7 protein-coding genes and 2 pseudogenes are annotated in these 15042 nt (G+C 64.8%); 2 read left to right on the forward strand and 7 right to left on the reverse strand.

What is annotated here, in order from left to right:
- Window positions 1-21 precede the first annotated feature (21 nt).
- The 6 genes and pseudogenes from XcyCFBP4188_RS18785 to XcyCFBP4188_RS18805 all read right to left on the reverse strand — a co-directional run bounded on the left by XcyCFBP4188_RS18785 (window position 22) and on the right by XcyCFBP4188_RS18805 (window position 9464).
- A complete protein-coding gene (locus tag XcyCFBP4188_RS18785) occupies window positions 22-2550 on the reverse strand; it encodes a TonB-dependent siderophore receptor (RefSeq protein ID WP_248283114.1) in 2529 nt (842 codons plus the stop codon).
- Between the two features lie 118 nt (window positions 2551-2668).
- Window positions 2669-3718, reverse strand: a complete 1050-nt coding sequence (locus XcyCFBP4188_RS18790) for a FecR domain-containing protein (protein WP_006450964.1) — start codon at window positions 3716-3718, stop codon at window positions 2669-2671.
- Window positions 3719-3727: 9 nt separating this feature from the next.
- On the reverse strand, window positions 3728-4237 hold the full coding sequence (locus tag XcyCFBP4188_RS18795; RefSeq protein WP_043909174.1) for a sigma-70 family RNA polymerase sigma factor: 510 nt from the start codon (window positions 4235-4237) through the stop codon (window positions 3728-3730).
- Window positions 4238-4658: 421 nt separating this feature from the next.
- A pseudogene (locus tag XcyCFBP4188_RS18800) lies at window positions 4659-6449 on the reverse strand (hypothetical protein); the annotation flags it as partial.
- 218 nt (window positions 6450-6667) lie between these two features.
- A pseudogene (locus XcyCFBP4188_RS23790) lies at window positions 6668-7082 on the reverse strand (hypothetical protein); the annotation flags it as partial.
- A gap of 204 nt (window positions 7083-7286) precedes the next feature.
- Window positions 7287-9464, reverse strand: a complete 2178-nt coding sequence (locus XcyCFBP4188_RS18805; protein WP_046932635.1) for a translocation/assembly module TamB domain-containing protein — start codon at window positions 9462-9464, stop codon at window positions 7287-7289.
- 166 nt (window positions 9465-9630) lie between these two features.
- Here XcyCFBP4188_RS18805 and scpC point away from each other — a divergent pair, with 166 nt between their 5' ends.
- A complete protein-coding gene (gene scpC / locus XcyCFBP4188_RS18810; protein ID WP_104592619.1) occupies window positions 9631-11145 on the forward strand; it encodes a succinyl-CoA:acetate CoA-transferase ScpC in 1515 nt (504 codons plus the stop codon).
- A 381-nt stretch (window positions 11146-11526) separates the two neighbouring features.
- Here scpC and XcyCFBP4188_RS18815 read toward each other — a convergent pair whose 3' ends face one another.
- Complete coding sequence (locus XcyCFBP4188_RS18815; protein ID WP_043888949.1) at window positions 11527-12600, reverse strand: 3-deoxy-7-phosphoheptulonate synthase; 1074 nt, start codon at window positions 12598-12600, stop codon at window positions 11527-11529.
- 686 nt (window positions 12601-13286) lie between these two features.
- On the opposite strand from XcyCFBP4188_RS18815, the gene yjjJ reads away from it, so the two are divergent.
- On the forward strand, window positions 13287-14663 hold the full coding sequence (gene yjjJ / locus XcyCFBP4188_RS18820; RefSeq protein WP_104592620.1) for a type II toxin-antitoxin system HipA family toxin YjjJ: 1377 nt from the start codon (window positions 13287-13289) through the stop codon (window positions 14661-14663).
- The last annotated feature ends 379 nt before the right edge of the window (window positions 14664-15042 follow it).

The following is a 15042-nucleotide window of genomic DNA, read 5'->3' on the forward strand; positions in this document are numbered from 1 at the left end:
ATCTCATTGCCGATGCCTGCATTACAGCGCGCCGCGCAGGGTCACCATCACATTGCGTGGTTCGCCGTAATAGCGGCCGTTAACGAAGCTGGACAGCGTGTTGTAGTACTGCTTGTCGAACACGTTGTTGAGGTTGACCGCCAGCGACCACTGCCGGTTGACCTGATAGCGCGCCAATGCATTCCACACCGCACGTCCTTCGATCGGCGCGATGGCAGTGCCGATCTGCCGATACGCCGCACTCTGCGCACTGACGCCGCCCCCAACGGTCACATCCTGCAACACGCCCGGCAACCGATACGTCGTCCACACACGCAACAAATGCTTGGGCGTATAGCTGTTGAAAGCCTGTCCCTGGCTGGTGACATCCTGCAGATACGTCGTACGGTTGAAGGTGTAACCGGCAAACACATTCCAGTCGCGCAGCACCTCCCCGCTCACTTCGGCGTCGAAGCCGCGGCTGCGCACCTTGCCGCTGTCGATGTAACAGAAGTCGTTGTTGCGGCAGGTGGGGCTGGTGGTCAAGTCGGCCTGCGCGCGGTTCTTCTGCTCGATCTGGAACAACGCAAAGGCGGTGTTGATGCGGCCATCCAGCCACTCGCCCTTGATGCCCAGCTCGTAGTTGGCGCCGGTCATCGGCTTGAGCATGTCGCCGGCTTCGGTCTGCGCGTTCTGCGGCTGAAAGATGTCCGCATAACTGGCATAGGCCGACCAGGTCGGGCTCAACGCATACACCAGGCCGGCATATGGCGTGACCTGCCCGGTCTCGCGGGTGTGCTCGATCGATTGCGACGGCGACAGCCCGGTGGTGGTGGTGTTCCACTGGGTGTCGTGCCAACTCACGCGGGTGCCGACGATGGCTTTGAGCGGGTCGCTCAACTGCCAGCGCAACGCGCCGTACAGGCCGAACTCGCGCGAGGTGCCATGCCGTGCCTCGCGCGCATTGGCAAAAATTTCGTCATCGCTGATCGCCCGCACATTGCGCTGCAGATCGAACACGTTGAAGGTCTGGAAGTTGTTCTTGGTGCCGTAGACGGTGTCGACCGTGTTCTCGGCGAAATTGCTGCCCAGTACCAGCTCATGCCGGCGGCCCAGCGCGCTGAAATGCCCGATCACATTGGCATCGAAGCCGAACGCATCCGTATCGGAGATGGTGCGTGCCGCCAACAAGGCGCCGGTGCCGTTGGCCGGATTGATCGCACGGCTGGAGCTGGCGTATTTCAGATCGTGCAGCTCGCGCACCTGCACCGCACTGAGCTTGAACACCCAATCGTCATTGAAGCGATGATCCAGATCCAGATACAGCCCGCGATTGGACGAGGACTGCCGGTTCCACTGCGCGCCCAGATTGGTCTCGCGCGGCAGGCCGATATCGCGGCCATCGGTAAAGCTGGGCAAGCCGCCGAAGAACGGCCGGCCTTCGACCTGTTCGTAGCTCATGCCCAGGCTGAGCTGGGTCTGCGGCGAGAACGCGTAGTCGAGCGTGCCGTAGTAGGTAGGCGTGCGGCGCGTGACGCCATCCACGAACGAGCCCTGGTCCTGATAGTCGATCACCCCACGCGCGCGCAACGCGCCATCGGCGGTGAGGTTGGCGCTGCCATCGATCAGCGCGCCGTAGCGATCCCACGTGCCGCCCTGCACCATCACGCTCACGCCCGGCACATCGAGCGGGCGCTTGCGCACCAGGTTCACCGCACCACCGGGATTGCCCGCGCCCTGCAGCAGGCCGGCCGCACCGCGCAGCACTTCGGCGCGATCGTAGATGCCCATGTTGTCGCTGTAATTGCTGGCCCGGCCGTACATGCCGCGATTGAGCGGCACGCCGTCGTACTGCACCGTGGTGATGTCGAACCCGCGCGAATAGATGTACTTGCCGCCCTGCGGGCTCTGCACGATGGTGATGCCGGTGGTGCTGGCCAGCGCGTCGTAGACCGAGGTGATGTTCTGTTCGTCCATCAACTGGCGGGTGACCACGCTGATCGACTGCGGGATGTCCTTGAGCGATTGCTCGCCGCGGCCGATGCTCACCGCACGCGCGGTATAGCTGCCGGTGCCGCTGGTGGCCGCACTGCGGTTGGCCTGCGCGGTCACCTTGACGGTCGGCAGCAACCACGCATCCACCTCGCTCCTGGTCGCGCTCACCCGTGGCGCGGCGCGCAATACATAGCCGCCGGTCTCCAACGGCACCGCCTGCAAGCCGCTACCGGCCAACAACGCCGCCAACGCCGCCGGTGCGGTGTAGCTGCCATCCAGCCCGGCGGTGGTCTTGCCGTCGGTCTGCGCGGCGGTGAAGCTCAGCAACAGGTTGGCCGAACCGGCCAGATTGCGCAGCGCCGGTGCCAGCGGGCCGGCGGGAATGCGATAACTCTGCCGCACATCCTGCGTGGCGGCTGCGTTTTGCGCCATTGCATCGGGCATGCCTGCACACAGCGCCAGACTGCACAGCGCAATCGCAACTGCCGTGCTGATGGGCCGCTGTGTTGCCTGCAACGAGGCGATGCGCTGAAACGGAGAAGAAAAACGTTGGCCGCGGCGGGCAGTGATCGACATGCTGTTTCCACAAGATGTTGGTGTCGCACTGACACCGTCATTGTGGAGGTGCCGCAACTGCGGCGATCGGGCAGACCGGCAGCAAACTTTTTTCGTCGACGTGCCGCCTGGCAGCGCCTCAGCCCTGCCCGGCCGCCTGCACCGTCACCCAATACCGGCTGCGCCGGCTCACCCGCACCGGCAGCACGCTGGGCAGCATCGCCAGGATGCGCTCGGTGTCGTCCAGCGGAAAGACGCCGGAGACGCGCAGCGCACCCACCTGCGGGTCGCAGCGCAGCAGCCCGGAGCGATACCGGCCCAGTTCGGCGATGAAGGCATCCAGACGCAATTCGTCGGCGATCAACTGGCCGCGTACCCAGGCCGCCGCCTGCGCATCGACTGGAGCGATGGCGCCGAGCGCCTCGGAGGTAAAACGACACTGCTCTCCCGCATGTACGCGCCCAGACGCGTTTTCCGCCGCATGCGGCCGCACCTCCACCGCACTTTCCAGCACGCTCACCTGCGTATCGCCCTCGTCCTGGCGCACGCAAAAGCGCGTGCCCAGCGCATGGATATCGCCTTGCGCAGTGCGCACCACAAAGGGTCGCGCATCGTGGCCGGCGCCCAGCGCATGCGCGGTGGTCACCATGATTTCGCCGGCCAGCACCTGCAGCAGCCGCTGGTGCGCATCGAAACGCACATCGATAGCGCTGCGCGTGTTGAGCGTGACGCGGCTGCCGTCTTGCAGCTGCAACTGGCGACGCTCACCGGTGGCGGTGGCGTAATCGGCGGTGGCGCGCTGCCAAGGCTCGGTGCGCGAGACCAGAACGCCGGTGGCCCCGGCCACCCCGCCCCACAGCAGCAGATTCAGTGCCTTGCGCCGCCCCGGCGATGCCTGGCCGTTGTTACCGGCATACGGCGACAGGCTGCGATACGCCGCCTGCGGCGTCAGCGTCTTCAGCCGCCCGGTCACCGATTCGATATGCGCCCATGCCCGCGCATGATCCGGATGCGCATCGCGCCACTGCTGCCATTGCTGCAGCTGCGCCTGGCTGGCGCTGCCGGACATCAGCAGCGTCAGCCACTCGGCTGCCGCATCGGCGACCTGCGCACTGATCGGTTGCCCGCCGGCCAGCAGTGGCCGCTGGGCGCCAAGGGACTGCGCGCTGCGGGACGCGGCATCACCCATCTGCGCGAGTCACGCCGAGAGCGCGAACAGGCAATGCCGGTTGGCACGCGTGAGGTACTGCTTGACCGAGCTGCTGGACACGCCCAGCCGCTGCGCGATCTGCGCGTAGCTCAGCTCCTGCAGATGGGCCAGCAAAAAGGCTTCTTTCACCTTGGGCGGCAGGCCGTCCAGCGCCTGGTCCAGCTGCTGCACCGCTTCCAGCGCCAACAGTTGCAGCTCCGGCGACGGCGCCACTTCCTCCGGCAGCGCCGCCAGCATTTCCAGGTAACTGGTTTCCAGCAGCTTGCGGCGCTGCCGGTGCGCCATCAGCCGGCGCGCGATGGTGGCCAGGAACGGCCGTGGCTCGCGGATCTCGGCGGCCGCACCGGCATTGATCACGCTGATGAAGGTGTCCTGCGCCAGGTCGGCGGCCACGAACGCATCGCCCAGCTTGCGCCGCAGCCAGCCCTGCAGCCAGCCATGGTGGTCGGTGTACAGGCGCTCCACCTGTTGATGAAGCGCGCCTTGCGTGACCGACACGATGACCTCCTGAACGGCTGAGCCCGGACCGCGAGGCGTCAGGCGATAAATGAGAATTGATCTCATTCTATCGGATGCCGGCGGCGCGTGCAGCCGCGCGCTCCGGGCCGGCCTATCTCACTGGCTTCCGGTGGCCGGCCGATGCTGCCCATTGCAAGGCATGGCTGGCTGGCCTGCCAGCCGGCTGACTTCAGGCGTTTTTCCCGCTGAGCACAGGTGGCGGTGACTTGACGCGCCAAACCTCAGGCAATAAAAAAGCCCGCTTGCAGCGAACTGCCAGCGGGCTTTGCTCCCTCCCCCACGTCGGGATGCAGGATCATAGTGCGCGCCCCGAACGCCACTTGCACGCTGCACTGCAAAACAATACTTGGCAGTACAGAACTGGCGCTTTTCCTTCACACCGTCTTGCCGCGCAGTGCCCTCAGCGCAGCAGATCGGGCTGGGCCTGATACCACTCAGGTGCGCGCAGCAGATGCCATTCCGGCGTGTCGCCGCGCAGGCCAACCGCCGCGCTCAACATCCCCCAGCGGGCAAGCAGGCTGCCGCTGCGTTGGGTGCCCTGCAAACGCAATCGTGCATCCATCTGAAAGCGTTCGTTGCGTGCCTGCAACCGATCGACGATGACGGTGTCGTCCTGCCAATGCACGCGACCGGTCACTTGCGCCTGCCCCGCATCCACCAGCCGCAGCATCCAGTTCGGAATCGAGCGATCGCGCGCGTACAGCGACATCAGGAATGCCAGATCGCGCACCTGGATGCGCACGCGCCCATCCACACCGATCGGCTTGCGCCATTGCATGTGCGTGTCTTCCAGCACGATGCGCGCCCACCAGCCATCGCGACGTTGTCCATCCGGGCCTGTGAATCCGATATTGCGCAACTGGATGGTGCTGGCATCGAGGCGGAAATTTTCTGCACGCAGATCGCCGCGCTGCAGACGCAGATCCGCATCCACATCGCCACGCAGTGCCAGGCCGGCAAACTGCAGCCGCGCCGCACGTGCACCGATACGCAGGCCGCCCTTGCCGATACGCCCACCGGGTTCGATCTGCAGATCGCCACTGAGCACACCGTTGCCGCCATCGAAACGCAGTTGCTGCTGCGGCAGATAGCGGTTGTAGGCACGCAGATCCGGCACGCGCGCATTGACGAACACAAGATGCGCGCGTGTGACATCGCGCAACGTCGCCAGATTGCGTGCATCGGCACGCGTTTGCAGATCCAGACGCAGATCGCGGCCCTGCACGAACGGGCGCGCAGGCGCATCGCTGTGCGCAATCGAAAACTGCTGCATCTGCAATACAAGGGCAGGCAGCAACTGTCCGTTGGCATCGGCGTCCACACGCAGATCGGCACTGGCTTGCCCATCGATCGCATGCCCCATCACGCCGACATGCGCACGCACATGCGGCACCTGCAGACGACTGCCGGCGCCGAGTTGGCCGCGCTCGATCCGCAGATCGGCATCCACCAGGCCGTCGCCCTCCAGCGTCAGCCAGTCCACATCCGGAAACAGCGCCGGAATCCAGCTCAGCGATGCCAGTTCCCAGTGCAGCCGCGCATGCCCGGAGGTACGCGGCAACAGGCTGCGCATGGATTGCAGCGGCAGCTGCCGGCCTTGCACGCGCAGATCCGCATCCAGCGTCAGCCCGGCATCGGCCGGCTCGGGCATGCGCACTTGCAAGCGCATGTCCTGATCGACCTGCAGTTGCGCGGTCAGTTCGCCAAGCAAGGCAGCCGGCATACGCGTGCTGTCGTGCAACGGCGCGCGCCATTGCAGCTGGCTGCCGGGCTGCAGCGCGCCACGCGTCCAGCGCAACTCGCCATCTACGCGGCCTTTGCCGGCGCGCGTGGCGACCGTGTGGCGGCCCTGCGCATTGCGTGTCACATCCAGTGCGGCAGTGTCACCATGTACCGCCACCAGCGCGTCGGTGAGTTGCAGCAGCGCAAGCCCACGCGCTTGCTCGGGCGCATGCCGCGCGATGCTGGCTTCGATGCGCAGCTGGCCGTTGCGCAGCACTTCGCTGTTATCCCAGCGCATCCGTGCGTTGTCGAAGGTCGCACGCGAGGGAAACAGTTCCATCGGACCGCCGCGCAATTGTTTGAACACGCCCAGCTGCAGTTGGCCATCGCCTTCGATGTGCAGCTGGCGCAGCGTCACTGCCTGCACGTTGTCGGCGACGATGCGGTCGAACTGCAGGGTCCAGGCCGGAGCAGTCGGCAGGGTGCTGGCCGGGGGTTCAGAGACCTGGACGACCTGGACGACCTGGGCGGATTGCGGTGTGCTGGTGCGCGCGCCAGTCATCTGCGTGGGCGGCTGCGTGCCGGCTGAGACCTTTGCGTTGCTCGTTGATGTAGATGTCTTGTCTTGCGCTGGCGTTGGCCTGCCGACTGCGCCAGTCACCGGAGCAGCGGCAACCTGCGTGCTCGGCGCTGTCGCCGGCGCTTGCGTCGCTGCAGCACCGGGTGTCGGCGCAGCGGCCTGCATCCCACCGCGCACGCCGGATGCATGCAACTCCGGCACCAGCAGCTGCCGATGCAATAACGGCAACAGCCGCACCTGCCCGCTCATGCGCTGCGCGCTGACATTCCAGCTATTACGTGTCGAGCGGCCTTGCAAGTCCACATTCCACAGCACCAGACGCCCCGGCCACCAGGTCACTGCAGGGCCCCAGTGCATGCTGAATTTGTCCGGCTTGCGGTTGAGCGCTGCCGGCCCAAGCGGTGTGTTGAGCAACAGATTGCCGAGCAGCAAATAGCTTGCATACAGCGCAACCAGCGCCAGCACAGGCCAACGCACCGCGCGGGGCAACCCACGCCAGCGGGCGCGAACAGGCATCGTCATGACGGCAGGCTCCTGAAAACCGCGCACGCGGCGTGGCGCAGTGTGCCAAGCAGGCCGTGAGTGCGGCGCGCAGCGGCGATTGCGGCTGGGCACCAGCAGGCTGCCCGTGCGCATTCGATGTCCAACACGCGCGGCAGTGCGCGCACTGCCTCTGCGACGACGACGAAGCTGGCCGCACGACGCAAGGCCTCAAACACCAGCCGCCTACTTTGCCTTCGACACCGCCGGCAACAGCCCCGGTTGCGCGTCGTACCACTCGCGTGCGCCGGCCAGATGCCATTGGCGTTGCTTGCCATCGAGTTCGATCCCGGCGCCCAGCACGCCCCAGCGCAGATACAGATCGCCGCGCCGCTGCTCCTCGTTCAAGGCCAAGCGCGCACGCAGCGACAGGCGCGCATTCTCCGCATGCAGGTCGTCGATCAGCACCTGCTGCTTGCGCCAACGCACCCGGCCGGTGGCATCGAGCTCGCCCGAATCCAGCAAGCCCAAGACCCAACGCGGGTAATCGGCGCGTTGCGCAAACACCGACAGCAGCGGCGCAACATCGCGCATGCGAATCGCCGCTTCGGCATCCACCTGGAACGGCGCACTGGCCTGGATGGTGCCGGCGCCGACCTGCATTTCCCCCCACCAGTTGGCATCCGTGCTGTCGTCGCCTACGCGCATATTGCGCAAGCGCACACGCGTGCCGCTGAGGTCGAAGAACTTGTTCTTGAAATCGGCGCGCTGCAGCTGCGCCTGCAACTCGGCATCGCCGCGCATCTGCACGCCGGCCAGTGCAAGGTGTGCGCCCTGCCCGCGCAGATGCGCGTGACCGCTACCGACCTCGCCGGAGGCGTTGAGCGCTACATCGCCGGTCAGGCTGCCGCTGCCGCCGAGCAGGCGCACGTTGTTGCCCGGCAGATAGCGGTTATAGACGGTGAGATCGGGCACGCGCGCATCGCTGAAACGCAGCTGCGCCTTGAGCGTGTCGCGCAGGCGCGCCAGTTCGGCGTCGCCATGCATGGCCAGCTGCAGATCGCGGCCATCCAGCAGGATCTGTTTGGGCGCATCGCGCGGCGCGGCCTTGAACGTGGGAATGCTCACCTCCAGATGCGCCTGCGGCGTGGCGGCATCGTCGATGCGTCCGTGTGCGGTGGCGACACCGGCCAGGCGTGTATCGAACACCTGCGCCACGGCTTCCACCCGCGGAATCTCCAGGCTGCTGCCACTGGCGAGCCGGCCTTGCGCAAGACGCAGATCGGCCTCGACCAGGCCACCGCCTTCGAGCTGGAACCACGGCTTGCGCACGAACAACTCGGCAATCCAGTTCAGGGATTCGAACTTCCAACGCCCACGTACCTGCCCGGACAATCGCGGCAACACCTGCGACGGATCCTGGAAAGGAATGCCGCGGCCGGCGAGGCGCAGATCGGCCTGCAGCTCGCTGCCGGTCTTTTCATCGCGCGGCAGCCGCGCCTGCACGCGGATATCGCGCGCCACATCCAGTTGCAACGCCAGCATGCCGCGATCGGTCGCGCCAACGCCCGCCAGTAACGGCAGCCGCCAGACCGCATGGCTGCCAGGCTGCAATGCGCCGCGATCCAGCGTGATGTCGGCCTCCACCCGCGCCGCCGAGGGCCCGCTGCGGATGTCCACGTGCGGCGCGCCGGTGTCGATCTTCAACGCCACCGTGCTGGCCTTCAGCTGCAGGCGCGCGTGGGTGATGCCGAGCTTGCGCAGGCCCGGAGCCTCATCGCGGTAATGGCGTGGAAACTGGAATTGCGTGTCCAGCTGCGCGCCATTGAACACCTGCACCCCGTCGTAGCTGACCACCGCATCGGTAAAACTCGCCTCGGAAGCAAACAGCTCCGACGGGCCACCTTTGAGCTGCTTGAGAAAGCCGACCGTGGCATGGCCTTGTCCTGCAATCAGCAACTTGCCCAGGCGCGCACTGCGGATGCTGTTGCTGGTGATCGCATCGAAGCGCAGCGTCCAGCCCTGATCTCCGCGTGGCGGTGGTGGAATGGGTTTATCGGAGGTTTCGACTTCCGCGCTCAGGCCGGTGGCGTGCAACCAAGGCAAGCGCACCTCGCGCCGGAACAACGGCAGCAAGGCGACGCGCGCGTTGGCGCGATCGGCATGCAACACGTAAACGGTGCGGTTGGCCTGCCCGCGCATGCGCACGTTCCAGGCCATCATCTGGCCCGGAAACACAGTGAGCGCGGGGCCGGTCTGCATGATGAATTTATGCGGCTGCCGGTTGGTGACGGCATCGAACAGCGGCGTGTTGAGAAACAGGTTGCCGGCCAGCAGATACAGCGCATACAGCGCCACCAGCACGACCACTGCAATGCGCCACGGCCGGGGCCAGCGCTGGAAGCGATCGCGAAGTGTGGGCATGGGCGCAGGCAGTGATGAGTCTGCCGTCACTATCGCGGTTGCGCTGGCGGCGAGGCGTGAACATGCGCATGACCGGTGTCGCGCTCGCTCATTCCACCAAGGTCGCGCCCCGATCAAGGTGTGCAGCGGCGATAATTGCGCTTCTCCCGTTTCCGCTGTGCTGCCCATGTCCGACGAACGCATCCTGCACGCGCCGCTGCGCGAACGCCTGGTTTCTGCCGAGGCCGCTGCCGCCTTGATCCAGCCCGGCGAGACCGTGGCGATGAGCGGCTTCACCGGCTCCGGCTACCCCAAGGCGGTGCCGATGGCGCTGGCACAGCGCATCGAAGCGGCGCATCTGCAGGGCCAACCGTTCCAGATCAAGTTGATGACCGGCGCCTCCACCGCACCGGAACTCGATGGCGCGCTGGCCAAGGCCGAGGGCATCGCCATGCGCATGCCGTTCCAGTCCGACCCGGATGCACGCCAACGCATCAACGCCGGCACCCTGGACTACATCGACATCCATCTCAGCCATGTCGCCCAGCACGTGTGGTTCGGTTTCTACGGGCAGATCGACACCGCGGTGGTGGAAGTCTCGGCGATCCGCGCCGATGGCAGCCTGGTGCCGTCGACCTCGATCGGCAACAACAAGACCTGGTTGGACCTGGCCAAGAAAGTGATCATCGAGGTCAACGATTGGCAGCCGGCCGGTCTGGACGGCATGCACGACGTCTACTACGGCACCGCGCTGCCGCCGCGTCGCAAACCGATCCCGCTGTTGCATGGCGACGACCGCATCGGCGAGCCCAGCCTGCGCTGCGATCCGGACAAGATCGTGGCGGTGGTGCGCACGCATGGCCCGCACCGCAATAGCCCGTTCGCCGCTGCCGATGCAAGCAGCGAACGCATCGCCGAACACCTGATCGAGTTCCTGCGCCATGAAGTGAGCAAGGGCCGCCTGCCGGCCAGTCTGCTGCCGCTGCAATCGGGCGTGGGCAATATTCCCAATGCAGTGCTGGCGGGGCTGGCACGCAGCGGCTTTCGTGAGTTGGAAGCGTTCACCGAAGTGATCCAGGACGGCATGCTCGCGCTGCTGCGCGATGGCGTGCTGCGTTATGCCTCGTGCACCGGGTTTGCGCTCAGCCCGGAAGGCAACGAGGAGTTCAAGCGCAATATCGATTTCTATCGGCAACGCATCGTCATGCGCACGCAGGAGATCTCCAATCATCCGGAGCTGGTGCGCCGGCTCGGCTGCATCGGCATGAACGGCATGATCGAAGCCGACCTGTATGGCAACGTCAATTCCACCCATGTGATGGGCAGCCGCATCATGAACGGCATCGGTGGCTCCGGCGATTTTGCGCGCAATGGATTCCTGTCCATTTTTTTGAGCCCCAGCATCGCCAAGGCCGGCAGCATCTCGTCAATTGTGCCGATGGTCAGCCATGTCGATCACACCGAACACGACGTCTCGGTGATCGTCACCGAACAAGGCCTGGCCGATCTGCGCGGGCTCACGCCCAAACAACGCGCGCGCCAGTTGCTCGATCACTGCGTGCACCCGCGTTATCGCGATGCACTGGAAGATTATGTAGCGCGTGCCAATCGCGACAGCTACGGCAAGCACACCCCGCATCTGTTGACCGAAGCGCTGTCATGGCATCAGCGGTGGTTGGAGACGGGGGATATGTTGGGGTGATCGCGCGCGTTGCAGCTGCCCGATCATGCCGCGCTCTGTGCACCTGATCGTCGTGCCGGGCAGAGTGCACAGCATCTAGTTGAGTATGCTGGGCTTTGATGAGTCGCACTCGAGTGGTCTGGGCTTTGAATCTGTTGCCCTTGCGAGTGCGCCGCGTCGTTTGTAAGCATGCAATCTTAGATGGCTGTCTTCCGCCGTACCCTCACCCCCAACCCCTCTCCCGGCAGGAGAGGGGCTTTATCCCTTCTCCCCTCGGGAGAAGGTGGCGCGAAGCGCCGGATGAGGGTACGAGCGAAGCCTCATGGCATCTCATTCCAAGTATGGCTTCGCCCCGCACCCTCACCCAAACCCCTCTCTCGGCGGGAGAGGGGCTCTCACCAATCACGCAGCTTCGGCAACGCGCCTCGCACGACGTGCACGCACCGCCGTCGCCAAGCGCTCCAGCACCTGTACCGAGGCGTCCCAATCCAGGCAACCGTCGGTGATGCTCTGGCCGTAGGTGAGTGCGCAGCCCGGTACCAGTTCCTGACGTCCGCCAACCAGATGACTCTCCACCATGACGCCGACGACGCGCGTCTCGCCGCCTTCCAGCTGCCTGGCGATGTCGTCGATGACCTTGGGCTGGTTTTCGGGATTCTTGCCGCTGTTGGCGTGGCTGGCGTCGATCATCAGGCGCGCCGGCAAGCCGGATTTAGTAAGCACCTGGCTTGCCGCTTCCACATTGGCCGCGTCGAAGTTGGGCTGCTTGCCGCCGCGCAGGATCACGTGGCAATCCGGATTACCTGCCGTCGCCGCCACCGCAGTGTGGCCATCCTTGGTCACGGCCAGGAAATGGTGCGGATGCGAGGCAGCACCCACTGCGTCCACCGCAATCTTGACGTCGCCACCGGTACCGTTCTTGAAGCCCACCGGGCACGACAAGCCGGAGGCCATTTCGCGATGCACCTGGCTTTCGGTGGTACGTGCGCCGATCGCGCCCCAAGCCACCAGGTCGGCGATGTACTGCGGCGAGATGATGTCGAGAAATTCCACGCCCGCCGGCAGGCCGAGGTTGTTGATGTCGCGCAGCAGGCCGCGCGCAACGCGCAGACCCTTGTTGATCTGGAAGCTGCCATCCAGGTCCGGATCGTTGATCAGGCCCTTCCAGCCGATGGTGGTGCGCGGCTTTTCGAAGTACACCCGCATCACGATCTCCAGCGCGTCGCCAAACTGCTCGCGCAGTGGGCGCAGGCGGTGCGCGTAGTCCATCGCCGCAACCGGATCATGAATCGAGCAGGGCCCGATCACCACTGCCAGGCGGTCGTCGCGGCCATGCAGAATCTCGTGCAGGGCAGCGCGCGAATTGGTCACGGTCTCGGAGGCGCGGTCGTCGCAAGGCAGCAGCGACAGCAGCTGGGAGGGCGGGGCGAGGGCTTCGATCTTGCGGATACGCAGGTCATCGGTCACAGGCGGCATAACAGTGTCTCGGTGGGCGTGTTGCATCAGGGATGCCAGGCGAGGCGGCAACAAAAAAGCCGCCAGTGTGCGCTGGCGGCTTTTCGGGAATGCTGCTGAAGATTTCTTCAGGGTGAGCGCAATCCGTCCTCCGCCAGCGGCATCGGAAAACCGTAGTACCAAAAATAAAACTGGCTGCGGGGTGCGTTCATGGGATGCATTGATACCACGCACATTTCGCCGTTGCCACTGTTTCATCGGCAACGGAACGTTGCAGCGGCGGTCGCGATGCGCCTGCAAGCCGTATGTGTCTCGCCGACCAACGCGTCGCACTGACGTTGAGCGCATCGCGCGCCACGCCCAGTGCCGCATTGCGCCGTGCGGCAGTGCTGCCACGTCCCACGGCTGTCACGCACGTACGCTGGATGCAACTCAGACACACGGCTTGGTAACCGTCTTGCTGAGCCCGACCGCGATGGATGCTGCGACGTGCCGGCACGATATCGGTGCGGATTGATGTCCGGTCCGTTGCGTGTGTATCCATCCTCGGTGGTGACCATGAAGATAGCCAGGCACACCGGGGTATTGTTTCACCTACCGACGTCAATGACGCTTATCGCTGAACTGAAATTTCTTTTATATCAATTGATTAGGTAGTCACTAGTGGCTTACTATCGTTTCACATATCGTTTCAGAATCTGCGCTCCATGCCTTCTCCCGACGCAGTCGAACGGCTGATCGCCGCGCTACGCATCAACGGCCCCATGCGTGGGGCCGATCTGGCGGCGCGCCTGGGCGTGAGCCGCCCTACCTTGTCTCGCCTGGTCGCAAGTGCAGGTCCTGCAGTGCTGCGTTATGGCAAGGCGCGCACTACCGGCTACGCGGCCACAGGTGAGTTGCGGGGCGAGCATATGTGGCCGCTCTATCGAATCGATCACAATGCCCGCGTTGTACCACTGGGCCACCTGTTGGTGCTGCATAACGACCATTTCTTTGTCGACCTTTTGCAGGACAACCCCGTTCTATTGCATCCGCCGTTGGACACAGGCATGTTCGCGTCGCTGCCGTGGTTTATCGACGACCAACGGCCCCAGGGATTTCTCGGGCGCAATCTGGCGCACCGTGTCGCCGGGCCGTTGCGCCTACCGGACAACCTGGCGCTGTGGTCGCCCAGGGACAACCTGGTGGCCATGCTGTCGGATGGTCACGACCAGCTTGGCGACCTGCTGATCGGCGAGCGGGCGCTGGCTCTGGCTTTGGAGGCGATCGAACAGCCTGAGTGCATCGCCATGCAGGCGCGCCCCGATGAATATCTCAGCCGCGCCGAAGCTGCATTGCGCGGCGAGGCCGTTGGCTCGTCTGCCGCTGGCGAGCAGCCGAAGTTCACTGCAGTGCTGGGAGAAGATGGCGCGTATCGCCCCGTGATCGTCAAGTTCTCCGACCAGACCGATCAGCCAACAGGCCGGCGTTGGGCGGATCTTTTACACATGGAGTGGTTGGCCAGCCAGATTCTGATTGCCGGCGGCATCCCTGCAGCGGCAACGCAGCTGCTGCAGGCGGGCGGGCGCGTCTTCCTCGAATCGACACGCTTCGATCGGACTGCTGCATTGGGCCGGCGCGGGTTCGTCTCACTGATGTCGCTGTTCGCTGCCTTTTACGGCGACGCGAACACCAGCAGCTGGCGGACCCTTGCTCCACTGCTCAAGCGCGATGGCTGGCTAAGCCCGGAAGACGCCGAGCGCCTGGAAGTGATCAGTTGGTTCGGCACGCTTATCGGCAACACCGACATGCACCTGGGCAATGCGGCATTGGTGCTTGCCGACACCCTGCCCCTGCAACTTGCGCCGGTGTACGACATGCTGCCGATGGCACTGCGGCCGGCATCCAGTGGCGAAGTCGTGCAGCGGGATATCGACATTCCACCGCCTAGCGTTGATCAGTTCGCGCAATGGCGGCGCGCTGCCGGGATGGCCGAGCAGTTCTGGCAGCAAGCCATGGACAACGACAAGCTGAGCGAACAGATGCGCGGCATCGCCACGCGCGCGTTGGCCAGCCTACATCGAACGGCGTCACGTCTTGCCTGACGCCGACGCCTAAAGGCTCTCCCGCTGGGAGAGGGGTTGAGGTGAGGGTACGGTTTCTCCGCGTACAACCCGCTTGTCAGTTACTGGCTTCGGCAAGCGGCGGCAGCGCGGCCGGGGATCGGCTATTCGGCTCGGTCAGACATCCTGTCTGACTCGCCGCCGTGGCACATCCCTGTGCCGCTCTCCGCCAATCCCCAGCCACGCTACCGCATCGGTACGTCGTTGCCATGACTTTGAGCGACTGAAACGGCAGCGCAGCCATTGTTCGGACTCTGCATTTATGACTCATCCACTAAGAACCTGTTCAAAGTCTGCCCGAAATATCCGATCATATGGAGATGAGAGCACGCTATCCCAGTGACATCAGCCGTGAGCAGTT

Source organism: Xanthomonas hortorum pv. cynarae (assembly GCF_002939985.1).
Lineage (GTDB): Bacteria > Pseudomonadota > Gammaproteobacteria > Xanthomonadales > Xanthomonadaceae > Xanthomonas > Xanthomonas hortorum_D.

What these genes read in the sequence shown, in the direction of transcription:
- XcyCFBP4188_RS18785 (WP_248283114.1), bottom strand. Translation starts at nt 2,550, where the DNA reads ATGTCGATCACTGCCCGCCGCGGCCAACGTTTTTCTTCTCCGTTTCAG.
- XcyCFBP4188_RS18790 (WP_006450964.1), bottom strand. Translation starts at nt 3,718, where the DNA reads ATGGGTGATGCCGCGTCCCGCAGCGCGCAGTCCCTTGGCGCCCAGCGG.
- XcyCFBP4188_RS18805 (WP_046932635.1), bottom strand. Translation starts at nt 9,464, where the DNA reads ATGCCCACACTTCGCGATCGCTTCCAGCGCTGGCCCCGGCCGTGGCGC.
- scpC (WP_104592619.1), top strand. Translation starts at nt 9,631, where the DNA reads ATGTCCGACGAACGCATCCTGCACGCGCCGCTGCGCGAACGCCTGGTT.
- XcyCFBP4188_RS18815 (WP_043888949.1), bottom strand. Translation starts at nt 12,600, where the DNA reads ATGCCGCCTGTGACCGATGACCTGCGTATCCGCAAGATCGAAGCCCTC.
- yjjJ (WP_104592620.1), top strand. Translation starts at nt 13,287, where the DNA reads ATGCCTTCTCCCGACGCAGTCGAACGGCTGATCGCCGCGCTACGCATC.